The following is a 23,513-nucleotide window of genomic DNA, read 5'->3' on the forward strand; positions in this document are numbered from 1 at the left end:
CGAAGGCGCTGATCGACATGGCGCCGAAAAAGCACGCTACGACGCGTCGCGCTCCGTCACATGCTCGAGCAAATGCGCGACGAAGCGGTGAGCTTCGGCAGCGGGCGCCGGTCTTGTCGATACACGATATGAACGGGGTGCGGCTTCGGCTCGTAACCTTGCAGCACCTGTACCAGCGCGCCGCTCGCCAGATCGTGGCTCACCAGGACTTCCGGCTGCAGCAGCAATCCCGCGCCTGCGATCGCGGCCATCCGCGGGCCGTTGCCGTCGTTGCAAGTGAACCCCGATTCAGCCGAAAAGTGCGTGCCGTCATCGTCGCCGAGCTTCCAGCCGTTTCGGCTGTTCCACACCGTGTGGAACAGGCAGTGATGCGCGCTCAGGTCCTGTGGCGTCTGTGGACGTCCGTACTGAGCGAGATAGCCCGGCGACGCGCAGATCACCATCCGATACCCGGTCAACGGCCTTGCAACGAGGTCGGCATCACCCAGTTCGCCGATGCGGATCGCCAGATCGAAACCCTCGTCGATCAGGTCGACGTTGCGATTGCTCAATTCCAGCTCGACACGCACGAGCGGATACCGCTGCCGGAAAGTCGCGGCCAGCGGCGCGATGACACAGGCGCCGAAGGTGATCGGCGCGCTGATTCGCAACGTACCGGAGGGCGACGCGCGTAGCCGTTCGACCGACGTTTCGGCGATGCGCATGTGTTCGAGCGCACGCTTGGCATCTTCGTAGAACACGCGACCGGCATCGGTCAGGTTCTGGCGCCGGGTAGTGCGCTCGAGCAGGCGCGCAGCGAGACGCTCCTCCAGTTCGCGCACATATTTGCCGACCATGACCGCCGAGATTTCCAGCCGCCGCGCTGCCTCGGTGAAGTTGCCGCCTTCGACGACGGCAACGAAGGTTTCCATGGCACGCAGTCTGTCCATATTGCGAACTGTAGGTTAGGAGTGTCGGAAATTAGAGCATATTTATGGGGTTCCCGGTTCGGTGAAGAATGGCGACGTTCCAACCTGAACGCGAAAAGGAGTGTTCGATGAAGATCGTCGTAATCGGTGCCGGCGGGGACGTCGGTCGTGCCGCGGCAGATGAGCTTGCGCGTGATGGCAAGCACGAAATCATTCGTGTTGGCCGCACCCGCGGAGACCATCAGGTCGACATCACGCGTGACGACAGCGTCGGTTCGCTGTTCGGGCAGATCGGGCGCGTCGATGCCATCGTCGTCGCCGCAGGCAATGTCGTGCTCGCCCCAATCGAAAAGATGACGGCGGCCGATTTTCATCGAGGCCTGCAGGACAAGCTGCTCGGTCAGGTGCGCGTCGCGCTGGTGGGGCAGCATTACCTGAGCGATGGCGGCTCGATCACGCTGACGTCCGGCATCGCCGTCGACGATCCGATCGCGCAGGGTGCTCACGCCGCAGCATCGAATGCCGGAATCGAAGGGTTCGTGCGTGCCGCTGCGTGCGATTTTCGTCGGGGTATCCGAATCAATGCGGTCAGTCCAACCATGCTGATCGAATCCGCGGAACGGTTCGGGCCGTTCTTTCCCGGTTACGAAGGCGTGCCCGCGACACGTGTGGCAATGGCGTATCGGCGCAGCGTGGAGGGTGTGCATAGCGGCCGCATCTATCGGGTCGGGCACTGAAATGAAGCGTTTGCGGCGAAAGCTACAAGCCGGCCCGACACCTCCGTATTAACCCTGATTAAAAACACTTATCACGGTGAAAAATTCCGCATCTTCTTGAACCGATATCGGCTGGATATAGTGGCTCGCTTTCCCGCATGCAAACGCCGCGTGCGAGACACGCTGACAATCAGCAGGAGCCCCTTGATGACCACCGATACCCCCGATACCCGCTTCACCGAAGTCGAGGATCTGATGCCCGCCGCCGGCGGGCTGCGCGAGATCCGTCACCACATCCATCACCACCCCGAACTCGCGTACGAGGAGCACGACACGGCCGCGCTCGTCGCGGACAAGCTCGAGCAATGGGGCTGGCAGGTGACGCGCGGGGTCGGCAAGACGGGCGTGGTTGGCACGCTGCGGGTGGGCGACGGCGCGCGCAGCATTGGTATTCGCGCGGACATGGATGCGCTGCCGATCGTCGAGGCGACCGGCCTGCCGTATGCGAGCGGCACGCACGGCAAGATGCACGCGTGCGGCCACGACGGCCACACGACGATGCTGCTCGGCGCCGCGCAGCATCTCGCGAAGACGCGCAACTTCTCGGGCACCGTGCACCTGTATTTCCAGCCGGCGGAAGAGCACGGCGTCGACAGCGGCGCGAAGAAGATGATCGACGACGGCCTGTTCGAGCGCTTCCCGTGCGATGCGGTGTTCGGCATGCACAACCATCCGGGCGCGGCGCCGGGCGTATTTCTCACGCGGCGCGGCCCGTTCATGTCGGCCGGCGACAAGGCGATCATCACGATCGAGGGCGTCGGCGGCCACGCGGCGCGGCCGCACCTGACGGTCGATCCGGTCGTCGTCGCGGCGAGCATCGTGATGGCGCTGCAGACGATCGTCGCGCGCAACGTCGACCCGTCGCAGCCGGCGGTCGTCACGGTCGGCTCGATGCACGCGGGCACCGCGAACAACGTGATTCCGAACGGCGCGCGCCTCGAACTCAGCGTGCGTTCGTTCAGCCCGGAAGTGCGCGCGCTGCTCAAGCGCCGCATCACCGAGCTGGCCGAATCGCAGGCCGCGAGCTACGGCGCGAGCGCGAACGTCGAGTACATCGAAGGCTATCCGGTCGTCGTCAATACGGATGCCGAAACGGATTTCGCCGCGCAGGTCGCGCGCGAACTCGTCGGCGATGCGCACGTGGTCGAGCAGACCGACCTGCTGATGGGCAGCGAGGATTTCGCGTTCATGCTGCAGCAGCGGCCGGGCTCGTTCGTGCGGCTCGGCAACGGCGAAGGCGAGGACGGCTGCATGGTGCACAACCCGAAATACGACTTCAACGATCGCAACCTGCCGATCGGCGCGGCGTTCTGGACGCGCCTCGTCGAGCGTTACCTCGGACAGTAATCGCGGCGGCGGCGCGCGGCCGGCGCTTCCGGCCGCATTGACAGGAGAGGATAGCGATGCAGAAAGATCATCTCGCGCTGCACCCCGCGTCGGCGGGCGCCGCCGACACCGGCACGCCGGGCGCGCCTGCCGTCACGCGGCGCGGCGCGATCGCGGCGGCCGTGATCGGCAACTGGCTGGAATTCTTCGATTTCACCGTGTACGGCTTCTTCGCGGTGCTGATCGGCAAGCTGTTCTTCCCGTCGAGCGACCCGACCACGTCGCTGCTGCTGTCGGTCGCGACGTTCGCCGCCGGCTTCTTCACGCGGCCGCTCGGCAGCGTCGTGCTCGGCGTCTACGCGGACCGCAAGGGGCGCAAGGCCGCGCTGAACCTGACGATCATGCTGATGGCGCTCGGCACCGGCCTGATCGCGATCGCGCCGACCTATGCGCAGGTGGGCGTCGCCGCGCCGCTGCTCGTCGTGTTCGCGCGCTTGCTGCAGGGTTTCTCGCAGGGCGGCGAATTCGGCGCGGCGACGTCGACGCTGCTCGAACAGGGCGGCACGTCGCGCCGCGGGTTCCGCGCGAGCTGGCAGCTCGCGACGCAGGGCGGCGCCGCGCTGATGGGCTCGGGCTTCGCGGCGTTGCTGTCCAACACGATGACGAAGGACGCGCTGGAAGGCTGGGGCTGGCGGCTGCCGTTTCTCGTCGGCGTGCTGATCGCGCCGGTCGGCATGTATCTGCGCCGCCGGCTCGCGGACGATGCGCCCGGCGACCGTCATCACGGCATCGAACGCGGCGTGCTGCGCGAGCTGTTCTCGAAGCACACGCGCACGGTGTTGCTGCTGATGCTCACGGTGATGGGCGGCACGGTGTCGACCTACATCCTCACCTTCTACATGCCGACCTACGCGATCCACACGCTCGGCCTGCCGATGAAGCTGTCGATGTTCGTCGGCGTCGCGTCGGGCTGCGTGATGCTGGTCACATGCCCGCTGTTCGGCTGGCTGTCGGACCAGCTCGGCAGCCGGCGCCTGCCGATCTTCGTCGGCCGCGGCGTGCTGGTCGCGCTGCTGTTCCCCGCGTTCTGGCTGATGAACCATCATCCGACGCTGTCGGTGATCCTGCCGCTGACCGCGCTGATGCTGCTGTTCTATTCGCTCGGCTCGGCGTCGGAAATGGCGCTGATGTGCGAGTCGCTGCCGCGCCACGTGCGTGCGACGGGCATCTCGATCGCGTATGCGCTCGCGGTGACGATCTTCGGTGGCACCGCGCAGCTGATCGCGACCTGGCTCGTGAAGACGACCGGCAGCAAGCTCGCGCCGGCCGGCTACGTGGCCGCGTGCGTGGTGCTGTCGCTGATCGCGGTCGCGATGCTGCGCGAGACGGCGCGGAAATCGCTGGACTGACGCGCGAGGCGCGATGCGGGCCGCGGCGCGGCCCTGTGCGCTTACCGCCCGCGCACCACCCGCAAATACGACGCGAGCATCGTCGCGAGTTCCTGCGCGGCGGGCGTCAGCGGCACGGCCGCGCGCTGCAACAGGCAGATGTCCTGCGCTTCGGCCTGTTCGCGCACGGGCACCTTCACGAGCGCGCCGGCGAACGGCCCGTGCCGCGTGATCGCTTCGGTTTCGAGCGCGAGGGAATCGGTCTGCGTGACGATCTGCAGCGTCTCGAACATTCCTTCGACGGTCGCGAGAATTTTCGGCGGCGGCTGGCCGTGCGCGTCGAAGTACGCGAGCAGCCGGTTGACGACCGGGTCGGCGCTCAGGTTCGGCGAGCGCGTCGACACCCATCCGTAGTCGGCCAGCTCGGCGAGCGATTGCGCGTGCATCGCCGGATGCCCGTTGCGGCAGACGACCACCGGCGCCGACGTGCGCAGCGGCGTGACCGCGAGGTCAGTCGTGTCGGTCTGCTTCGCGACCAGCGCGATCGCGAAATCGACCGCACTCTCGCGCAGCCAGCCAATCATCATCCGCGACGTGCCGGTGCGCAGGTGCACGTCCACCTTGTCGAAGCGCGCGCGGAACGCGGTCAGCACCGGCGCGAACGCGTCGATCAGTGGTTCGGTCACGAGGCCGAGCGTGACGGTGCCTTCGTAGGCGCCGCTCAACTGACGGATTTCCCGCTCGACCTGCTCGCATTCGCCGAGGATCGAACCGGAGCGCGCGAGCAGCCGCTGGCCGACGGCCGTCGGCACGATCCCGCGGTTGGTGCGCGTGAACAGTGTCGCGCCGAGCGTCGCCTCGAGGCCCTGCAGTTGCTGCGTGACGCCGCTTTGCGCGAGATCGAGCGCGCGGGCGGCCGCGCGCAGGCTGCCGTGCTCGACGACGGCCTGGAAGATGCGGAGCTGGGACAGCGTGAACGCCATGGGAAGCAGCGAGGCCGGTGATCGGAAATACCGATCATGATAAGCCAGCCGATGGTTCCGGCGGCCGCGCGCGGCCCCTACGATCGCAGGCAGTCCGGCTCATGCCGTTCGTTCCTCTTCCTGCCCGTCGTCGACCATGAAACGTTTCCTCGTCCCGCTCGTTTTCCTGTGTATTGGCCTGGCCGCCACGTCCGCATATGCGCTCGACGCGCACGTGGTGCGGCTCGGCATCGACCCGACCTATCCGCCGATGGACGCGAAGGCGCCCGACGGCAGCCTGAAGGGCTTCGACGTCGATCTCGGCAACGAGATCTGCCGCCGCGCGCAATTGCGCTGCCAGTGGGTCGAGCTCGAATTCTCCGGGATGATCCCGGCGCTGCAGGCGCGCAAGATCGACGCGATCCTGTCGTCGATGGCGATCACCGCGAAGCGCGAGAAGCAGATCCTGTTCTCGTCGAAGCTGTTCCGCTTCAAGTCGCGGCTCGTCGCGCGGCCCGGCAGCGGGCTCGACGGCACGGCGGCGTCGCTGGCCGGCAAGCGCGTCGGCGTGCAGTCGGGCACGCAATTCGAATCGTGGGCGCTCGCGCACTGGGCGCCGGCCGGCGTCGGCGTGGTGCCGTACAAGAGCCAGGACGACGTGTTCGCCGATCTCGTGAACGGCCGCCTCGACGCGGCGCTGCTCGGCACCGTGGAAGCCGACTACGGGTTCCTGCGCCAGCCGCGCGGCAAGGGCTTCGCATTCGTCGGCGCGCCGCTCGACATGGGCGATCGCGGCGTCGGCATCGGCATGCGGCAGTCGGATACCGCGCTGAAGGCGTCGATCGACGGCGCGATCGCGTCGATGCTGAAGGACGGTACGTACGACCGGATCGCGAGGCAGTATTTCGATTTCAATCCGTACGGCGACTGAGCGCCGTGCCGGCCCGTTCTCCCGATTCCCCGCTTTCATCCATTCGAGACCATCGATGCAGATTCGCACCACGCCGCTCCTGTCGCCGTCGATCGGCACGCAGCGCACGCTGACGAGCTTTCATTTCGGGCCGGCCGGCAGCGGCCGCAAGATCTACCTGCAGGCCGCGCTGCACGCGGACGAGACGCCCGCGATGCTCGCGGCGTTCGTGCTCAAGCAGCGCCTCGCGCAGCTCGACGCCGAAGGCCGGCTCGTGGCCGAAATCGTGCTCGTGCCGGTGTCGAACCCGGTCGGCCTCAATCATCATCTGCTCGGGCAGTTCATCGGCCGTTTCGACCTCGCGAGCGGCCGCAACTTCAATCGCGGCTTCCTGCCGCTCGCGGAGATCGCCGCGCGTGCGCGCGACCGGCTCGGCGACGACGGCGCACGCAATCGCGCGGTCGTGCGCGAATGCGTCGGCGCGGCGCTCGATGAAATCGCGCCGCGCACCGAGTTCGATGCGCTGCAGCTGGCGCTGCTGAAGCTGTCGCACGACGCCGACGTCGTGATCGACCTGCATTGCTCGCTCGAAGCGGTGATGCACGTCTACACGAGCGATACCGCGTGGCCGGACGTCGAGCCGCTCGCGCGGTATCTCGGCGCCGAGGTGTCGCTGCTCGCCGAGGATTCGGGCGGCCATGCGTTCGACGATGCCCATCACCTGCTGTGGTCGCGACTGCGCGCGCAGTTGCCGGACGGCACGCCGATGGCGGCCGGCACCGTGGCCGTGACGGTCGAGTGTCGGGGTCAGCGCGACGTGACGTACGAATACGCGCAACGCGACGCCGACGCGCTCGTCGACTATCTGGCGTGGTGCGGCGCGGTGCGCGGCGAACGTGCGCCACTGCCGCCGCTGGCCGCGCCGGCCACGCCGCTCGCGGGCAGCGAGCAGTTTTATGCGCCGGTGAGCGGAATCCTCGTGCACCGCGCGGCGATCGGCGCGACGATCCGTGCGGGCGATCCGCTGTTCGACATCGTCGATCCGCTGACGGACGCGATCACGACGATCTCGAGCGCGACCGATGGCGTGTTCTACATGCGCCGCGCGATCCGTTTCGTGACGGCTGGCGCGCCGCTCGGCCGCGTGACGGGCACGGTGCCGGTGCGAAAGGGGATGCTGCTGGGCGCGTGAGCGGGGCGGTGTCCTGCCGACGCGATGCAATTTCGTTCTCGTCAGATTGACCGTGTGCGAGTGCGTCACTAAATTGTGCGACGCGGAGTGCGCTCCGTGTTCCGTGAGAAGAACGTTGCAGAGATCAGAGTTTGAGCGGGCGGCCTTGTGCCGCCCGTCTTTTTATTGGGCGCTTTATCGCGTCACCGATATGACGATCTCGCCCGGCGCTCAACCGCGCCGCGCCACCAGCTCCGATACCGTCTGCGCGGCCTGCTGCAGCGGCCCGAGAAACTCCTTCACCATCTGCTTCGCGGTATGCCGCTGCGCGTTGCCGCTGATGTTCATCGCGGCGATGACCTGCCCGCGCCGGTTGCGGATCGGCGCGGATAGCGACATCAGCCCCACTTCGAGTTCCTGATCGACCACGGCCCAGCCTTGTTGACGCACCTGCGCGATCGCCGCCTTCAGTTCGCCGAGGTCGGTGATCGTGCGCGGCGTATGCGCGCGGATGGTGCTCTGCGCGAGCGTTTCATCGAGCGCCGCATCGTCGAGCGCGGACAGCAGCACACGGCCCATCGACGTGCAGTACGCGGGCAGCCGGCTGCCGATCGACAGGTTGATCGTCATGATCTTGCGGGTCGGCACGCGCAGCACGTAGACGATCTCGGTGCGGTCGAGCACTGCGGCCGAGCAGCTTTCGTGGATCTGCGCGGACAGTTGCTCCATCACCGGATCGGCGAGATTCCAGAACGGCATCGAGGTGAGATACGCGAAGCCGAGCTCGAGGATCTTCGGCGTGAGCCGGAACAGCCGGCCGTCGGCCTCGACGTAGCCGAGCGTCTGCAGCGTGAGCAAAATCCGGCGGGCCCCCGCGCGCGTGAGGCCGGTGGCCGATGCCACCTCGGTGAGCGTCTGCTCCGGGCGCGCCGCGTCGAACGCGCGGATCACCGCGAGGCCGCGCGCGAACGACTGTACATAGGAGTCGCCGGGTTTCGTCTGAATATCGTCGGTTGTCATGAGCGCCTGGAATGTCGTGCAGCCGAGAAGATAGCGCATGGGGCCCGACACGCCAACCTCCCGACGGGCCGTGCCCTTGACAGGTCGTCCCCGCACTCCCTATGATGCGTTGAACGTTCGATACACGATCTTATGTTCGTATGTAGAACATCCGAGCGCATCCCGGCGGGCAATGCAAGGGGCGCGCCCTGTTCATTTCCCTGCCTTTCACGGGACCGGAGACACTGATGACCGAAGCTTTTCTGTGTGATGCGATCCGTACGCCGATCGGGCGTTACGGCGGTGCACTGTCCGGCGTGCGCGCCGACGATCTGGGCGCGGTGCCGCTCAAGGCGCTCGTCGAGCGCAATCGCGACGTCGATTGGACGGCGATCGACGACGTGATTTACGGCTGCGCGAACCAGGCCGGCGAGGACAATCGCAACGTCGCACGCATGTCGGCGCTGCTCGCGGGCTTGCCGGAGGGCGTGCCGGGTTCGACGATCAACCGCCTGTGCGGTTCCGGCATGGATGCGGTCGGCGTGGCCGCACGCGCGATCAAATCGGGCGAAGCCGCGTTGATGGTTGCGGGCGGCGTCGAGAGCATGACGCGCGCGCCGTTCGTGATGGGCAAGGCCGCGAGCGCGTTCGCGCGCCAGGCCGACATCTACGACACGACGATCGGCTGGCGCTTCGTCAATCCGTTGATGAAACAGCTGCATGGTGTCGATTCGATGCCGGAAACCGCGGAGAACGTCGCGGTCGACTACAACGTCAGCCGCGCGGATCAGGACCTGTTCGCGCTGCGCAGCCAGCAGAAAGCCGCGCGGGCGCAGCAGGACGGTACGCTGGCCGAAGAAATCGTGTCGGTCACGATTGCGCAGAAGAAGGGCGACCCGGTGGTCGTGTCGCGCGACGAGCATCCGCGCGAAACGTCGCTCGAAGCGCTCGCGAAACTGAAGGGCGTCGTGCGCCCGGACGGCTCGGTCACGGCCGGCAACGCGTCGGGCGTGAACGACGGCGCCGCTGCACTGCTGCTGGCGAACGAGGCCACCGCGAAGCGCTTCGGCCTGACGCCGCGTGCCCGCGTGCTGGGGATCGCGACGGCCGGCGTCGCGCCGCGCGTGATGGGCATCGGCCCGGCGCCGGCCACGCAGAAGCTGCTCGCGCGGCTCGGCATGACGATCGACCAGTTCGACGTGATCGAACTGAACGAGGCGTTCGCGTCGCAAGGTCTCGCCGTGCTGCGCATGCTCGGCGTGGCCGATGACGATCCCCGCGTGAACCCGAACGGCGGCGCGATCGCGCTCGGCCACCCGCTCGGCGCATCGGGTGCGCGCCTCGTGACGACCGCGATGTACCAGCTGCATCGCACGAACGGCCGCTTCGCGCTGTGCACGATGTGCATCGGCGTCGGCCAGGGCATCGCGATCGCGATCGAACGCGTGTGACCGGCGCGATGCGGTGAAGCGGCCGGATATGCGCCGCTTCACCGCTGTGCTGTATCCGCCACGATGGGCGGCACGAGGTGTCTCGTGCCGCCCATCGTCGTTAACCGGCCTGCGACAGTTGCCTGAGGCGCGCGTCGAGCGCGTCGATCTCGGTGTCCGCGAACACCTCGATGCCATGTTCGCGTAGCAGCGCCGCCGTGACGCCGGCGCCCGCGTGCCGCCGGCTCGCGAAACTTCCGTCGTAAATGAACGTGCTGCCGCACGACGGGCTGCCGTCGGCGAGGATCGCGAAGCGGCAATCGTGTGCCTGCGCGAGGGCCAGCGCGGTTTGCGCGCCGGCAACGAATGGCGCCGTCACGTCGGTGCCGTTCACGTCGACGATCCTTGCGTGACCTGACAGCACCTGCTGCCCCGATGCGCCGTCGGCGATCTCGGCGGGCGGACGCGGCACGCTCAAGCCGCCCGCCAGCTCCGGGCAGACGGCCACGAGACGCCCCTCGCGCTGCCACCGTTCGAGCGCCTCGTGCGCGGCGGTCTTCGCCGAGCCGTTGTAACGGACCGGATGGCCGACCACGCACATGCTGACGAGGATCTTCGGCGTGGTGGGCGATGGCGGGTCGTTGTTCAATGTCGCGCTCCGTGACGGCTGATGGCAACGGATGACGGCTGGGGCGGGGCGGAAAATTCTACGCTTCATCCGTGTGTCGAGCCGTCACGCGGTCGGCCCTTCGAGGTGAATATCGTCGGGCTCGAGCGCGTAAAGCTCGGGATCGGGCGCCGTGCTGACCGTGAAGCCGAGCCGCAGGTAGAAGTCGATCGTGCGCTGCGACGGCGTCGCCGACACATACAGGCGCTCGGCACCCATCGCGCGTGCCTGCACCTGCGCCGCGCGGTACAGCTGTTCGCCGAGCCCGCAACCGCGCCAGTCGTGGCTCACGTGCAGGAACTTCAGCTGCAGCATGTCGCGCCGCGGGCCGAGCGGCCGGCTGTCGACGATCGCTGCCGCGACGAGTCGCGCGCCGTCGAACCGGCCGAGAAACCCGCCGCCGCGGTCGTGGCAGTCGAGCAGGATCGGCGTGTAGTGGTCGGCTTCGCCGTCGGGCCAGCCGGACACGTCGTAGAACTCGGGCACGAGATGCAGCGCGCCGTCGCGCAATACGTACAGGTGTTCGATGATTTCGCGCCGGTCGATGGTCCACACGAGCGGCACGTCGTCGCGGGCCAGCAGGCGGGCCGACAGCGCGTCGCGCTCGGCGGCGGTGCGGCGGGTCATGCGGCCCTCCGGTGCGCGGCGATTGCGTACATCAACGGCAGGCGCGGCATGCCTTCGGGCGGCACCATCCGGCGGCCCGCCAGCTCGCGCATGCCGTCGAAGCCCTTCCAGCCGTTCGAGTACGGATATTCGTTCAGGCGGTCGATCGCGAGCCCGGCCGAGACCAGCGCATTCACCACGTCGCCGATGCCCCACATGAACTCGTAGCTCGGATGCGGGTTCGCGAAACCGACGATGCCCGGATGATCGTGCTGCTCGCCGAGCCCCGTGCCGGACGCCGCGACGTAATCGCCGACGCCTGCGGGTTCCTCGGTCGCGTCGCCGTTGAAGTAGTCGTAGCGCGGCTGCCACTGTTCGTCGAAATACAGTGAGAACGGATGGAACTCGACCATCGCGAAGCGGCCACCCGGCGCGAGCAACGAGGCGATCCCGCGCGCCCATGCGCTCAGGTCCGACAGCCAGCAGATCGCGCCGTACGACGTGAACACGCGATCGAAGCGCTCGCCACGCGCGGCGGCTGCGGGCATCCAGTCGAGTACGTCGGCGCGCTCGAAGCGCGCGGGCAGGCCCGCGTCGGCCGACAGTTGCCGCGCGAAGTCGATCGCCTCGTCGGAGATGTCGACGCCGGTTGCGTCCGCGCCGTCGCGCACGAGGCTCAGCGTGTCCTGTCCCGCGTTGCATTGCAGGTGCAAGAGCCGCAAACCGGTGAGATCGCCGAGCAGTTCGCGTTCTTCCGGAAACAGCGTCGAGCCGCCATTGCGGAAAAATGCAGCCTGATCGCCTTTATGGCTGTTATGCGCGACCGTCGCCGTATTCCAGGACAGCCGATTCAGTTCATGCAATGCCTTTTTCATCGGATTCGAATTCAGGTCGAATGGGGCAGGATAAGCGAATCGTTTCACCGCACGCAACGGCTGCGGGCATTGTCAATGCCGCGCGGCGCTTCGTGACAGCCAGATAAACGCGCGCGGTGATTATCGCCGGATTATTTGATCGAAATCATGGCAATGGCCGGATTGCCCATTTTATGCGCAACGGAATTAAGGTTTTCCGCTGAATTGCCGACAGTAAGGACGAGAGTGTCGTAAAGCGAGCAACCGTTTTTCGGCTACTGAGCGCGATTTCAGCGCGGCGCGGACGACAGATCCGCCTTTCGGAGCCTTGCATGCGCAACAACCAGCCCGTTACCCAACAGGAATTCGATTGTCCCGACGACGTCACGCTGATGTCGACGACCGATGCCGACAGCGTCATCACCTACGCGAACACGACGTTCGCGCAAGTGAGCGGGTTCTCGAACGAGGAACTCGTCGGCCAGCCGCACAACGTGGTGCGTCACCCGGACATGCCGAAGGAGGCGTTCGCCGACATGTGGGCGACGCTGCGGCGCGGCGAGCCGTGGACCGCGCTCGTGAAGAACCGCCGCAAGAATGGCGATCACTACTGGGTGCGCGCGAACGCGATTCCGGTGGTGCGCAACGGCGCGCCGCAAGGCTACATGTCGGTGCGCACGAAGGCGCCGCACGACGAGACCCGGGCTGCGGACGCGCTGTATCGCGCGTTCCGCGAAGGCAAGGCTGGCCAGCGCCGGTTCCACAAGGGCCTCGTCATCCGCACCGGGCTGCTGCGGATCGCATCGTTGCCGCAGACGATGTCGGTGCGCGCGCGCGTTCATTCGGCGCTGTGCGTGCTGGCGCCGGGCGTCATCGGCGCGGGGTGGGCCTGCGGGCTCACCGGCGGCGGGCTCGCGGCGTTTGCCGGCGTGACGGTCGGCGCGGCGGCGGCCGCCGGCTGGTGGCTCGACGCGCAGATCGTGCAACCGCTGAAGCGGCTGCACGAGCAGGCGCTGAACGTCGCGACCGGCGAGAGCCGGCGCGGCGTGCGGATGAACCGGGTCGACGAGATCGGCATGACGCTGCGCACGATCAACCAGCTCGGACTGATGTTCCGCTGGCTTGTCGACGACGTCAGCGAGCAGGTGCACAACGTGCAGCGCGCGAGCAACGAGATCGCGCAGGGCAACGGCGACCTGAGCGCGCGCACCGAACAGGCCGCGTCGAGCGTGCAGCAGACGGCCGCGTCGATGGCCGAGATGACGGCGACCGTGTCGAGCAATGCCGAGACCGCGCTGCAGGCGAACCAGTTGTCGGTGTCCGCGAGCGATGCGGCCGAGCGCGGCGGGCAGGCGGTGAGCGAGGTCGTCACGACGATGAGCGAGATCACCGCCAGTTCGCGCAAGATCGCGGACATCATCGGCGTGATCGACGGTATCGCGTTCCAGACCAACATCCTCGCGCTGAATGCGGCCGTCGAGGCCGCGCGTGCTGGCGAACAGGGGCGCGGTTTCGCGGTGGTCGCCGGCGAAGTGCGCGCGCTCGCGCAGCGCAGCGCGAACGCGGCGAAGGAGATCAAGACGTTGATCAGCGCGAGTGTCGAGCGGGTCGAGTCGGGCGCGCGGATCGTCGATGGGGCGGGGAAGACGATGGAGGACATCGTCACACAGGTGAAGCGCGTGTCGGACCTCATCGCGGAGATCAGTTCGTCGACGGCCGAGCAAAGTACGGGCGTCGCGCAGGTCGACCAGGCGGTCGTGCATCTGGACAACATCACGCAGCAGAACGCGGCGTTGGTCGAGCAGAGCACGGCGGCATCGGAAAGCCTGAAGCAGCAGGCGACGCGGCTCGTGGATGCGGTGAACGTGTTCAGATGATGGCGCGAACGGGGCGCGCGTACGGGTGATCGATGAGCGCCGGATGTTGCGCACAGCGCCCATTCAGGTTTGCGGGTTAAATCGAATGACGTGGAATGGAAGATATTCGTACTTCAGATTGCGTGTTTGCGCATTAAATCTCGCCGAAATCATAACGTGCAATGATCAGACGAATACCCGCAAAACCGTTGCCAGACAAGGCGTTTCGTTTTATCCATGAACAAGTTATTCGGCAAAAACAAGTTGATGCATCTTTAATGCATATTTACCCGAATGCAGCATAATGTTTTCGCCGAATTTGCCGAAAGTGCAGGAGCCTGACTCACACGCATGCGAATCGATCGCCATGCGCGGGGTCTCGAATCAATCGACGAGCGGACGCAAGATCCGCCACCCGGAGCTCCACACCATGCGCAACAACCAGCCCGTCACGCAACGCGAATTCGAATTTGCCGATGATGCGACGCTGATGTCGACGACCGATGCCGACAGCTATATCACTTACGCGAACGCGGCATTCATCCAGGTCAGCGGCTTTTCTCCCGAGGAGATCGAAGGCCAGCCGCACAACGTGGTGCGGCATCCGGACATGCCGAAGGAGGCGTTCGCCGACATGTGGGCGACGCTCAAGGGCGGCGAGCCGTGGACCGCGCTCGTGAAGAACCGCCGCAAGAACGGCGATCACTACTGGGTGCGCGCGAATGCGATTCCGGTGATGCGCAACGGGCAGCCGAAGGGCTACATGTCGGTGCGCACGAAGGCGACACGCGACGAGATCGCGGCCGCCGAGGCGCTGTATCGCGATTTCCGCGAAGGCAAGGCCGGCAGCCGCCGGTTCCACAAGGGATTGATCGTGCGCACGGGCGCGCTGCGCGTCGCGTCGCTGTTCCAGACGATGTCGGTGCGGGCCCGGCTGGTGTCGACGCTGTGCGTGCTGGCGCCGGCGGTCGTCGGCGCGGGCTGGGCGGCCGGGTTGACCGGCGGCGCGCTCGCGGCGTTCGCCGGTGCGGCGGTCGGCGTGACGGCGGCGGCCGGGCTGTGGCTCGACGCGCAGATCGTGCGGCCGCTGCGGCAGTTGCGCGACGAGGCGTTGCGCGTGGCGACCGGCGAGAGCCGCAGCGGCGTGCGGATGAACCGCGTCGACGAGATCGGCATGACGCTGCGCACGATCAACCAGCTCGGGCTGATGTTCCGCTGGCTCGTCGACGACGTCAGCGAACAGGTGCTGAACGTGCAGCGCGCGAGCAATGAAATCGCGCAAGGCAACAACGACCTGAGCGCGCGCACCGAGCAGGCGTCGACGAGCGTGCAGCAGACGGCCGCGTCGATGGCCGAGATGACGGCGACCGTGTCGAGCAATGCGGAGACGGCCCTGCAGGCGAACCAGTTGTCGGTGTCCGCGAGCGAGGCGGCCGGGCGCGGCGGGCAGGCGGTGAACGAAGTCGTCGCGACGATGAACGACATCACCGACAGCTCGCGCAAGATCGCGGACATCATCGGCGTGATCGACGGCATCGCGTTCCAGACCAACATCCTCGCGTTGAATGCGGCGGTCGAGGCGGCGCGCGCGGGCGATCAGGGGCGCGGCTTCGCGGTGGTGGCCGGCGAAGTGCGCGCACTCGCGCAGCGCAGCGCGAACGCGGCGAAGGAGATCAAGACGCTGATCGGCGCGAGCGTCGAGCGCGTCGAGTCGGGCGCGCGGATCGTCGACGGCGCGGGCAAGACGATGGAGGACATCGTCACGCAGGTGAAGCGCGTGTCGGATCTCATCGCGGAGATCAGCTCGTCGACGGCCGAACAGAGCACGGGCGTCGCACAGGTCGACCAGGCGGTCGTGCATCTGGACAACATCACGCAGCAGAACGCGGCGCTCGTCGAACAGAGCACGGCGGCGTCGGAAAGCCTGAAGCAGCAGGCGACGCGGCTGGTGGAGGCGGTGAACGTGTTCCGCTGATCGCGGGAAGGGAAAGTGACGCGGGCGCGACGGAGAGGCGCCGGCCCGCGTCGGGCCGCCCGGTTCCGGCCGGGCGGCGCGGGCCTGTCGCCGGGAAGCGGCCGGCCCCGAACCGTCAGACGGCCAGGCAGAGGTACTTGATCACGACGTAGTCGTCGATGCCGTAGTGCGAGCCTTCGCGGCCGAGGCCCGACTGCTTGACGCCGCCGAACGGCGCGACTTCGTTCGAGATCAGGCCCGTGTTCACGCCGACCATCCCGTATTCGAGCGCTTCGGCCACCTTCCACACGCGGCCGATGTCGCGGCTGTAGAAGTACGCGGCGAGGCCGAACTCGGTGTCGTTCGCGAGGCGGATCACCTCGTCGTCGCTGCCGAACTTGAACAGCGGTGCGAGCGGCCCGAACGTCTCTTCCTTCGCGACCTTCATCGCCGGCGTGACGCCCGTCAGCACGGTCGGCTCGAAGAAGCCGTGGCCGAGCGCGTGACGCTTGCCGCCCGTCACGACGGTCGCGCCCTTCGCGAGCGCGTCCTCGATGTGCGCCTCGACCTTCAGCACGGCCGCTTCGTTGATCAGCGGGCCTTGCGTGACGCCCGGCTCCGTGCCGCGCCCGACCTTCAACTGGCCGACGGCCGCCGCGAGCTTCTGCGCGAACTGGTCGTACACGGCTTCGTGCACGTAGAAGCGGTTCGTGCACACGCAAGTCTGGCCGCTGTTGCGGTACTTCGACGCGATCGCACCCTGCACGGCCGCATCGAGATCGGCGTCGTCGAACACGATGAACGGCGCATTGCCGCCGAGCTCCAGCGACACCTTCTTGACCGTCGCCGCGCACTGCGCCATCAGCAGGCGGCCGACCGGCGTCGAGCCCGTGAACGACAGCTTGCGCACGATCGGGTTCGACGTCAGCTCGCCGCCGATCGCCTTCGGGTCGCCCGTGACGACGCTGAACACGCCGGCCGGCACGCCCGCGCGTTCGGCCAGCACGGCCATCGCGAGCGCGGAGAACGGCGTCGCTTCCGCCGGCTTCACGACGATCGGGCAGCCTGCGGCGAGCGCCGGGCCGACCTTGCGCGTGATCATCGCCGCCGGGAAGTTCCACGGCGTGATCGCCGCGCATACGCCGATCGCTTCCTTCGTCACGACGATGCGCTTGTCGCTCGCCGGCGTCGGGATCGTGTCGCCGTACACGCGCTTGCCTTCTTCCGCGAACCACTCGAGGAACGACGCCGCGTAGCCGATCTCGCCCTTCGCTTCGGCGAGCGACTTGCCCTGCTCGGTCGTGAGGATCAGCGCGAGGTCGTCGGCGTTGTCCATCATCAGGTCCTGCCACTTGCGCAGGATGACCGCACGTTCCTTCGCGGTCTTCTTGCGCCACGCCGGCCATGCGGCGTTCGCGGCGTCGATCGCGTGACGCGCTTCCGCCGTGCCCATCGCCGGCACGGTGCCGAGCAGGCCGCCGGTAGCCGGGTTGCGGACCTCGAACGTCTCGCCGTTCGTCGCGCCTTGCCATTCGCCGTTGACGTACGCCTGCTGGCGGAACAGCGACGGATCTTTCAGTGCCAGGGTTTCCTGAACCGTGCTCATATGCATCACCTGCTTCGAAAAAGGACGGATGAAAACGGCCGCCGCCGTCTTCACGACGGCGGCGGCGCATTCAGTTGAAGTGGACGGGCACTCAGGCCGGCACGCCGACCGTTTCCTTCAGCACTTCCTCGAGGATCACGAGCGCTTCGTCGAACACGGCTTGCGGGATCGTCAGCGGGAACAGGAAGCGCACGACGTTCGAGTACACGCCGCACACGAGCAGCAGCAGGCCGCGCTCGAGCGCACGCGTCTGCACGCGCTTCGTGAATTCGGCATCCGGCTCGCCCGAACCCGGCTTCAGGAATTCGACCGCGATCATCGCGCCCGGGCCGCGCACGTCGGCGATCTGCGGCACGTCGGCCTGCAGTGCATTCAGCTTCGCCTTCAGCACGTCGCCGAGTTGCGTCGCGCGCTCGCACAGCTTCTCTTCGTCGATGATCTCGAGCACCGCGTGCGCCGAGGCGACCGCCAGCGGGTTGCCCGCGTAGGTGCCGCCGAGGCCGCCAGGCGCGGCCGCGTCCATCACGTCCGCCCGGCCGACGACGCCCGACAGCGGCATGCCGCCTGCGAGGCTCTTCGCCATCGTGATCAGGTCGGCCAGCACGTCGTAGTGCTGCATCGCGAACAGCTTGCCGGTACGCGCGAAGCCCGTCTGCACTTCGTCGGCGATCAGCAGGATGCCGTGTTCGTTACAGATCTTGCGCAGCGCGCGCACGAATTCGGCCGGCGCCGGGTTGAAGCCGCCTTCGCCCTGGACCGGTTCGAAGATGATCGCGGCGACGCGCTTCGGATCGATGTCGGCCTTGAACAGCATCTCGATCGCCTTGATCGAGTCGGCGGTCGTCACGCCGTGCACGGCGTTCGGGTACGGCGCGTGGAACACGTCGCCCGGGAACGGGCCGAAGTTCAGCTTGTACGGCGCGACCTTGCCGGTCAGCGCCATGCCCATCATCGTGCGGCCGTGGAAGCCGCCCGAGAATGCGATGACGCCCGGACGGCCGGTTGCCGCGCGCGCGATCTTGATCGCGTTCTCGACGGCTTCGGCGCCGGTCGTGAAGAACGCCGTCTTCTTCGGGAAGTCGCCCGGCGCGCGCTCGTTGATCTTTTCCGCCAGTTCGACGTACGACGCGTACGGGACGATCTGGTAAGCGGTGTGCGTGAAGTTGTTCAACTGATCGGCGATCGCCTTCACGATCTTCGGGTGACGGTGGCCCGTGTTCAGCACCGCGATGCCGGCGGCGAAATCGATGAAGCGGCGGCCTTCGACATCCCACAGCTCCGCGTTCTCGGCGCGGGCGGCGTAGAAATCGCACATCACGCCGACGCCGCGCGGGGTGGCGGCGTTCTTGCGGGCCTGCAGGTCGGCATTCTTCACGGTCATCTCCTTGATGTTCTGTCCGGTGGGTAGGGAATCGGGCGCCTTGGCAGCCCATGGAGGCGACTATAATCACATTTGGCTCTGGCAATCAGAGCCATTTCAATAAATATTCAGGAGCCAATCATGCGCGCGAGCGTGTTGTCGGACTGGCTGGCGCAGCGCCTCGTGCGCGGCGGCGAACAGCCGATCTACCGGCAGCTTCACCGGCTGCTGCAACAGGCGATCCTGTCGCGCGAACTGCCGGCCGGCACGCGCGTGCCGTCGTCGCGGCTGCTGGCCGCCGAGCTCGGGATCGCGCGCAACACGGTCACGCAGGTTTACGAACAGCTTGCGCTCGAAGGCTATGTGAACTCGGCGACGGGGCGCGGCACGTTCGTCGCCGACAGCGCGCCGGACGAGATCGTCGGCGCGCCGCCCGACGCGGGCGCAGGCCCGGCCATCGTGACGCCGTCCGTGCGGCGGCTGTCCGCGCGCGGTACGCGGCTCGTCGAAGGCGCCGGCGTGTCGAAGCGCCAGGGCGGCGCGTTCATGCCGGGCGTGCCCGATGTGTCGCGCTTTCCGGCGCGCGTGTGGACGCGGCTGCACAACAAGTACTGGCGGCGCCTGCGTCCGGACCTGCTGACCTACGCGCCCGGCGGCGGGCTCGCGCTGCTGCGCGAGGCGCTGGCCGACTACCTGCGCACGTCGCGCTCGGTGCGCTGCACGCCGGAGCAGATCGTGATCACGACCGGCATCCACCAGTCGATCGACCTCGCGGTGCGGCTGCTGACCGATCCGGGCGACGCGATCTGGACCGAGGACCCGTGCTACTGGGGCGTGCGCAGCGTGCTGAACGTGTCGGGGCTGACCACGCGGCCGATTCCGGTCGACGACGAAGGGATCGCGCCGTCGGCCGCCGATCTGGCCGAGCCGCCGAAGCTGATGCTCGTCACGCCGTCGCACCAGTATCCGCTCGGGATGGTGATGAGCCTTGCGCGGCGGCGGATGCTGCTCGAATACGCGCGCCAGCACGGCTGCTGGATCATCGAGGACGATTACGACAGCGAATTTCGCTACGGCAGCCGGCCGCTCGCGTCGCTGCAGGGTCTCGACACGGCCGGGCAGGTGATCTACGTCGGCAGTTTCGGCAAGACGCTGTTCCCGGGGCTGCGGGTCGGCTATCTGGTCGCGCCGGAGCCGCTCGCGGAAAGCTTCGCGACCGCGAGCGCCGAGCTGTATCGCGAAGGGCAGTTGCTGCAGCAGGCCGTGCTCGCCGAATTCATCGCGGAAGGGCATTTCGTGTCGCACATCCGCAAGATGCGCACGCTGTACGGGCAACGCCGCGAGGTGCTGCTCGAGGCGGTCGCGCGGCGCTACGGCGATACGCTGCACGCGCTCGGCAGCGACGCCGGGCTGCATCTCGTCACGCAATTGCCGGCGGGCGTCGACGATCGCGTGGTCGCGCAGGCCGCGCTCGAACGCAACATCGTCGTGCGGCCACTGTCCGGGTATTACGCGGACCGCTCGCGGGCTGCCTCGGGGTTGCTGCTCGGCTATGCGTGCGTGCCGGAAGACGAGATCGCGACCGCGTTCGCGACGCTTGCCGAGGCGATCGACGAGCGGGCGTTCGGCGGGGTTGTTGCGGCGGCTTGACGTGCGAGCACGGCAATATCGGCTCGTCGTGATGCCGTCAAAGGCCGATCGAAGCTCGATACGCTCCGCAATGACGAGGGAATTTCGTGCGCTACTGGCGAGCCTGCTTCGGCGTCGTCGAATGGGAATCGCCAACATGCCTCTTCCTGATACGGCAAGAGTGGCGGGCAGTATTGCAAAGCGTAGCGGTGCGGACGGAGCCCCTGCGCCGAATCAGTCATGAACACCGGCACTGACCAGACGCCCGGTTCGGGCATTACAGCCGGATCAACGCCGCGCCCGCGACCACCAGCGCACACGCCGCAAGCCGCTGCGGGCCGGGCCGCTCGCGCATCACGAACCAGCCGATCGCGACCGCGAAGATCGAGCTCGTTTCGCGCAGCGCCGATACGGTCGCGACCGGCAGGTGCCGGTACGCGAGGATCACGATCCCGTAAGCGGCGAGCGAGATCGTGCCGGCGATCGTGCCTTGCGTGAGCGCGGAGCGCGAGCCGAGCACCGCGCGCGGGCCGCCGCGCACCGCGCAGACGAGCACGAGCTGCGGCACGCTCCACAGCAGGTACACCCATGCGATATAGTCGAGCGCGCTGCCGGACACGCGCGAGCCGATCCCGTCGCAGATCGAATACGCGGCGATGAACACGCCCGTGAGCAGTGCATACGGCACGCCTTCGCCGGAAAACCGGAAGCCGCGCCGCAGCGCGAGCGACATGATGCCGAACGACACGAGCGCGATGCCCGCGAAGCCGAACGGCGTCGGCCGCTCGTGCAGCATCGCGAGCGCCAGCACCGATACGAGCAGTGGCGAGATCCCGCGCGCGATCGGGTAGATCTGCCCGAATTCGCCGTTGCGGTACGCGCGCGCCAGCGTGAAGCAGTACGCGACCTCGAGCACGGCCGACGCGGCGACGTACGGCCATGCGGCGGGCGCCGGCGCAGGCAGCAGCACGGCGCCGGCGATGCCGAAAGCGAGATACGGCAGCGACATCGTGCCGAGCTGGACCAGCCGGTCTTCGCTGACGTGGAGGAACGCATTCCAGATGGCGTGCAGCAGCGCGGAGCACAGCACGAGGCCGATGAACAGGTGATCCATGAACGAAGGGGCGGACGGGAGCGGGAGCGGGGCTGCGCCGTCAATTATGTGGGTATCGGGCGCGTTCGCGCGGAATTGTCGATAATGGAACGTTGTTATTCAACGGATGCCGACGATGACCGAAGCCACCCAAGCCCAGCCTGCCGTTCCGCGCCTCACGAGCCTGTCGCACGGGGGCGGCTGCGGCTGCAAGATCGCACCGGGCGTGCTGTCCGAGCTGCTCAAGCGCGCGACGCCGCCCGCGCTGTTCCCCGATCTGCTGGTCGGCACCGAGACGTCCGACGACGCAGCCGTCTACCGGCTCAACGACGAGCAGGCGATCGTCGCGACCACCGATTTCTTCATGCCGATCGTCGACGATCCGTTCGACTTCGGCCGCATTGCGGCCACCAACGCGCTGTCCGACGTCTATGCGATGGGCGGCAAGCCGATCCTCGCGCTCGCGCTGGTCGGCATGCCGATCAACGTGCTGCCGCACGAGACGATCGCGGCCGTGCTGCGTGGCGGCGAATCGGTGTGCGCGGAGGCCGGCATTCCGGTCGCCGGCGGCCATTCGATCGATTCGGTCGAGCCGATCTACGGGCTCGCGGCGATCGGCGTCGTGCATCCGTCGCGCGTGAAGCGCAACGCAGCCGCGCGCGCGGGCGACGTGCTCGTGCTCGGCAAGCCGCTCGGCGTCGGCGTACTGTCGGCCGCGCTGAAGAAGAACCAGCTCGATGCCGACGGTTACGCGCAGATGGTCGCGACGACCACCAAGCTGAACCGACCGGGCGCCGAGCTTGCCGCGCTGCCGGGCGTGCATGCGCTGACCGACGTCACGGGCTTCGGGCTGCTCGGCCATACGCTCGAACTGGCGCGCGGTGCGCAACTTACCGCGCGCGTGCACTATGCGTCGCTGCCGTGGCTGGCGGGCGTCGAGACGTTCGTGGCCGACGGCGTGTTCACCGGTGCGTCGGGCCGCAACTGGGCCGCGTACGGCACCGATGTCCGGCTCGCCGATGGCCTGCCGCCCGTCGCGCAGGCGCTGCTGACCGATCCGCAGACGTCGGGCGGGCTGCTGGTCGCGTGTGCGCCCGAGGCCGTCGACGACGTGCTCGCGTGCTTCCGCGCCGACGGCTTCGACCGCGCGGCCGTGATCGGCGAGATGGCGGACGGGCCCGCACGCGTCGACGTCGCCTGACGCGTTTTCTCTCACGCCGGCGCGCCGTCGGTCGATAGAATCGATGCCTTCCGTTGAAGGCATCGACGACCGATGAACGACTTCCTGTTCGGGCTGATGATCGCGCTGTCGGTCGGGCCTGTCGCGCTGATGATCGCGAACTACGGCATGCGCGCCGGCACGGCGACCGGCGTGCGCGCGGCGATCGGAGTGGCCGCTGCCGACGGCTGTTATGCGGTCGTCGCGTTCACCATCGGCGCGCTGCTCGCGGGCACGCTCGCGTCGCATCTGTCGCTGTTCCGCATGGTCGGTGCGTGCGTGCTGCTCGCGATGGGCGCGCGGATGCTGTGGCAGGCGCTGCGTGACCGGCGCCGCACGCTCGATGGCGACGTAGTGCCGCCGCCGGGTAATCGCCCGTTCATGGCGATGTTCTTCGTCACGCTCGCGAATCCGCTGACCATCCTGCTGTTCTACGGCTATGCGACGGCTGCCGCCGGTGCGCATCGACACTGGCTGCTCGGTGCCGCATGCGTGTTTGCCGGCAGCCTCATCGGGCAACTCGTGTTCGCGTTCGGCGGCGGCGCAATCGGGCGCTTCGTGAAATCGCCGGGGTGGCTGGCCGCGAGCCATGTGGTCGCCGCACTCGTCGTGCTCGGTTACGGCGTCGCGGGGCTGATGCGCGTGTAGCGCGGCGCAAAGCGGCCGATATCGCGCACGGCGACGAACCCGGTAGCATTCCTGATGTTTGCGAGTCCGCGACGAATACGCGATTTTCCGTCGCGCAACACGCAGCCGTTCGCACGTAACACCGCCAGCCGTTTCGTAGTCGGGTTCCGCA

At 67.5% G+C, this 23,513-nt stretch carries 19 protein-coding genes and 1 pseudogene; 11 read left to right on the forward strand and 9 right to left on the reverse strand.

Annotation, left to right across the window (positions count from 1 at the left end):
* Positions 1–36: 36 nt before the first annotated feature.
* Positions 37–929 (reverse strand): annotated as a pseudogene (locus H3O04_RS02525) (LysR family transcriptional regulator).
* A 107-nt stretch (positions 930–1,036) separates the two neighbouring features.
* On the opposite strand from H3O04_RS02525, the gene H3O04_RS02530 reads away from it, so the two are divergent.
* The 3 genes from H3O04_RS02530 to H3O04_RS02540 all read left to right on the forward strand — a co-directional run bounded on the left by H3O04_RS02530 (position 1,037) and on the right by H3O04_RS02540 (position 4,419).
* Positions 1,037–1,645, forward strand: coding sequence for a short chain dehydrogenase (locus tag H3O04_RS02530; protein WP_034175370.1), 609 nt, complete (start codon positions 1,037–1,039; stop codon positions 1,643–1,645).
* Between the two features lie 186 nt (positions 1,646–1,831).
* Positions 1,832–3,031 carry a M20 aminoacylase family protein gene (locus H3O04_RS02535; RefSeq protein ID WP_124476266.1) on the forward strand — a complete coding sequence of 400 codons (1,200 nt, stop codon included), beginning with the start codon at positions 1,832–1,834 and terminating at the stop codon, positions 3,029–3,031.
* Positions 3,032–3,087: 56 nt separating this feature from the next.
* A complete protein-coding gene (locus H3O04_RS02540; RefSeq protein ID WP_006480427.1) occupies positions 3,088–4,419 on the forward strand; it encodes an MFS transporter in 1,332 nt (443 codons plus the stop codon).
* 41 nt (positions 4,420–4,460) lie between these two features.
* Here the strand turns inward: H3O04_RS02540 and H3O04_RS02545 are convergent, their stop codons facing one another.
* Positions 4,461–5,381 (reverse strand): LysR family transcriptional regulator, encoded by a 921-nt coding sequence (locus H3O04_RS02545; protein ID WP_006480428.1) that lies wholly within the window; start codon positions 5,379–5,381, stop codon positions 4,461–4,463.
* Between the two features lie 136 nt (positions 5,382–5,517).
* Here H3O04_RS02545 and H3O04_RS02550 point away from each other — a divergent pair, with 136 nt between their 5' ends.
* Both H3O04_RS02550 and H3O04_RS02555 read left to right on the forward strand, forming a co-directional pair.
* Positions 5,518–6,291: a transporter substrate-binding domain-containing protein gene (locus tag H3O04_RS02550; RefSeq protein ID WP_006480429.1), complete on the forward strand. Its 774-nt coding sequence runs from the start codon at positions 5,518–5,520 to the stop codon at positions 6,289–6,291.
* A gap of 55 nt (positions 6,292–6,346) precedes the next feature.
* Positions 6,347–7,462 (forward strand): succinylglutamate desuccinylase/aspartoacylase family protein, encoded by a 1,116-nt coding sequence (locus tag H3O04_RS02555; protein WP_202587084.1) that lies wholly within the window; start codon positions 6,347–6,349, stop codon positions 7,460–7,462.
* Positions 7,463–7,672: 210 nt separating this feature from the next.
* Here H3O04_RS02555 and H3O04_RS02560 read toward each other — a convergent pair whose 3' ends face one another.
* A complete protein-coding gene (locus tag H3O04_RS02560) occupies positions 7,673–8,461 on the reverse strand; it encodes an IclR family transcriptional regulator (RefSeq protein ID WP_027813851.1) in 789 nt (262 codons plus the stop codon).
* Between the two features lie 227 nt (positions 8,462–8,688).
* Between H3O04_RS02560 and pcaF the strand changes: the two genes are divergently transcribed.
* Positions 8,689–9,891: a 3-oxoadipyl-CoA thiolase gene (pcaF, locus tag H3O04_RS02565; RefSeq protein ID WP_011546836.1), complete on the forward strand. Its 1,203-nt coding sequence runs from the start codon at positions 8,689–8,691 to the stop codon at positions 9,889–9,891.
* Between the two features lie 100 nt (positions 9,892–9,991).
* Here the strand turns inward: pcaF and H3O04_RS02570 are convergent, their stop codons facing one another.
* The 3 genes from H3O04_RS02570 to H3O04_RS02580 form a co-directional block, all read right to left on the reverse strand.
* On the reverse strand, positions 9,992–10,471 hold the full coding sequence (locus H3O04_RS02570) for a DUF523 domain-containing protein (protein ID WP_157130416.1): 480 nt from the start codon (positions 10,469–10,471) through the stop codon (positions 9,992–9,994).
* Between the two features lie 132 nt (positions 10,472–10,603).
* Complete coding sequence (locus tag H3O04_RS02575) at positions 10,604–11,164, reverse strand: GNAT family N-acetyltransferase (RefSeq protein WP_078041710.1); 561 nt, start codon at positions 11,162–11,164, stop codon at positions 10,604–10,606.
* Entirely contained in the window at positions 11,161–12,018 is an 858-nt protein-coding gene (locus tag H3O04_RS02580) for a class I SAM-dependent methyltransferase (protein WP_078041709.1), read from the reverse strand. Before H3O04_RS02580 ends, H3O04_RS02575 begins: the two co-directional genes overlap by 4 nt.
* Before the next feature lie 311 nt (positions 12,019–12,329).
* On the opposite strand from H3O04_RS02580, the gene H3O04_RS02585 reads away from it, so the two are divergent.
* Positions 12,330–13,874 (forward strand): methyl-accepting chemotaxis protein, encoded by a 1,545-nt coding sequence (locus H3O04_RS02585; protein WP_202587085.1) that lies wholly within the window; start codon positions 12,330–12,332, stop codon positions 13,872–13,874.
* Positions 13,875–14,283: 409 nt separating this feature from the next.
* Positions 14,284–15,828 (forward strand): methyl-accepting chemotaxis protein, encoded by a 1,545-nt coding sequence (locus H3O04_RS02590; RefSeq protein ID WP_124548588.1) that lies wholly within the window; start codon positions 14,284–14,286, stop codon positions 15,826–15,828.
* A gap of 115 nt (positions 15,829–15,943) precedes the next feature.
* Here the strand turns inward: H3O04_RS02590 and gabD are convergent, their stop codons facing one another.
* Positions 15,944–17,413, reverse strand: coding sequence for an NADP-dependent succinate-semialdehyde dehydrogenase (gene gabD / locus H3O04_RS02595; RefSeq protein ID WP_202587086.1), 1,470 nt, complete (start codon positions 17,411–17,413; stop codon positions 15,944–15,946).
* Between the two features lie 91 nt (positions 17,414–17,504).
* Positions 17,505–18,788, reverse strand: a complete 1,284-nt coding sequence (locus H3O04_RS02600) for a 4-aminobutyrate--2-oxoglutarate transaminase (protein WP_027814522.1) — start codon at positions 18,786–18,788, stop codon at positions 17,505–17,507.
* A 126-nt stretch (positions 18,789–18,914) separates the two neighbouring features.
* Here H3O04_RS02600 and pdxR point away from each other — a divergent pair, with 126 nt between their 5' ends.
* Positions 18,915–20,423, forward strand: coding sequence for a MocR-like pyridoxine biosynthesis transcription factor PdxR (pdxR, locus tag H3O04_RS02605; RefSeq protein ID WP_202587087.1), 1,509 nt, complete (start codon positions 18,915–18,917; stop codon positions 20,421–20,423).
* Between the two features lie 256 nt (positions 20,424–20,679).
* Here pdxR and H3O04_RS02610 read toward each other — a convergent pair whose 3' ends face one another.
* Positions 20,680–21,516 (reverse strand): DMT family transporter, encoded by an 837-nt coding sequence (locus H3O04_RS02610; protein WP_202587088.1) that lies wholly within the window; start codon positions 21,514–21,516, stop codon positions 20,680–20,682.
* Between the two features lie 115 nt (positions 21,517–21,631).
* On the opposite strand from H3O04_RS02610, the gene selD reads away from it, so the two are divergent.
* Positions 21,632–22,696, forward strand: a complete 1,065-nt coding sequence (gene selD / locus H3O04_RS02615) for a selenide, water dikinase SelD (RefSeq protein WP_202587089.1) — start codon at positions 21,632–21,634, stop codon at positions 22,694–22,696.
* Between the two features lie 72 nt (positions 22,697–22,768).
* Positions 22,769–23,362 (forward strand): LysE family translocator, encoded by a 594-nt coding sequence (locus H3O04_RS02620; protein WP_202587090.1) that lies wholly within the window; start codon positions 22,769–22,771, stop codon positions 23,360–23,362.
* Positions 23,363–23,513: the final 151 nt, after the last annotated feature.

It is taken from the genome of Burkholderia sp. KCJ3K979 (assembly GCF_016759955.1).
Classification (GTDB): domain Bacteria; phylum Pseudomonadota; class Gammaproteobacteria; order Burkholderiales; family Burkholderiaceae; genus Burkholderia; species Burkholderia orbicola.

What these genes read in the sequence shown, in the direction of transcription:
- H3O04_RS02530 (WP_034175370.1), top strand. Translation starts at nt 1,037, where the DNA reads ATGAAGATCGTCGTAATCGGTGCCGGCGGGGACGTCGGTCGTGCCGCG.
- H3O04_RS02535 (WP_124476266.1), top strand. Translation starts at nt 1,832, where the DNA reads ATGACCACCGATACCCCCGATACCCGCTTCACCGAAGTCGAGGATCTG.
- H3O04_RS02540 (WP_006480427.1), top strand. Translation starts at nt 3,088, where the DNA reads ATGCAGAAAGATCATCTCGCGCTGCACCCCGCGTCGGCGGGCGCCGCC.
- H3O04_RS02545 (WP_006480428.1), bottom strand. Translation starts at nt 5,381, where the DNA reads ATGGCGTTCACGCTGTCCCAGCTCCGCATCTTCCAGGCCGTCGTCGAG.
- H3O04_RS02550 (WP_006480429.1), top strand. Translation starts at nt 5,518, where the DNA reads ATGAAACGTTTCCTCGTCCCGCTCGTTTTCCTGTGTATTGGCCTGGCC.
- H3O04_RS02555 (WP_202587084.1), top strand. Translation starts at nt 6,347, where the DNA reads ATGCAGATTCGCACCACGCCGCTCCTGTCGCCGTCGATCGGCACGCAG.
- H3O04_RS02560 (WP_027813851.1), bottom strand. Translation starts at nt 8,461, where the DNA reads ATGACAACCGACGATATTCAGACGAAACCCGGCGACTCCTATGTACAG.
- pcaF (WP_011546836.1), top strand. Translation starts at nt 8,689, where the DNA reads ATGACCGAAGCTTTTCTGTGTGATGCGATCCGTACGCCGATCGGGCGT.
- H3O04_RS02570 (WP_157130416.1), bottom strand. Translation starts at nt 10,471, where the DNA reads ATGTGCGTGGTCGGCCATCCGGTCCGTTACAACGGCTCGGCGAAGACC.
- H3O04_RS02575 (WP_078041710.1), bottom strand. Translation starts at nt 11,164, where the DNA reads ATGACCCGCCGCACCGCCGCCGAGCGCGACGCGCTGTCGGCCCGCCTG.
- H3O04_RS02580 (WP_078041709.1), bottom strand. Translation starts at nt 12,018, where the DNA reads ATGAAAAAGGCATTGCATGAACTGAATCGGCTGTCCTGGAATACGGCG.
- H3O04_RS02585 (WP_202587085.1), top strand. Translation starts at nt 12,330, where the DNA reads ATGCGCAACAACCAGCCCGTTACCCAACAGGAATTCGATTGTCCCGAC.
- H3O04_RS02590 (WP_124548588.1), top strand. Translation starts at nt 14,284, where the DNA reads ATGCGCAACAACCAGCCCGTCACGCAACGCGAATTCGAATTTGCCGAT.
- gabD (WP_202587086.1), bottom strand. Translation starts at nt 17,413, where the DNA reads ATGAGCACGGTTCAGGAAACCCTGGCACTGAAAGATCCGTCGCTGTTC.
- pdxR (WP_202587087.1), top strand. Translation starts at nt 18,915, where the DNA reads ATGCGCGCGAGCGTGTTGTCGGACTGGCTGGCGCAGCGCCTCGTGCGC.
- H3O04_RS02610 (WP_202587088.1), bottom strand. Translation starts at nt 21,516, where the DNA reads ATGGATCACCTGTTCATCGGCCTCGTGCTGTGCTCCGCGCTGCTGCAC.
- selD (WP_202587089.1), top strand. Translation starts at nt 21,632, where the DNA reads ATGACCGAAGCCACCCAAGCCCAGCCTGCCGTTCCGCGCCTCACGAGC.
- H3O04_RS02620 (WP_202587090.1), top strand. Translation starts at nt 22,769, where the DNA reads ATGAACGACTTCCTGTTCGGGCTGATGATCGCGCTGTCGGTCGGGCCT.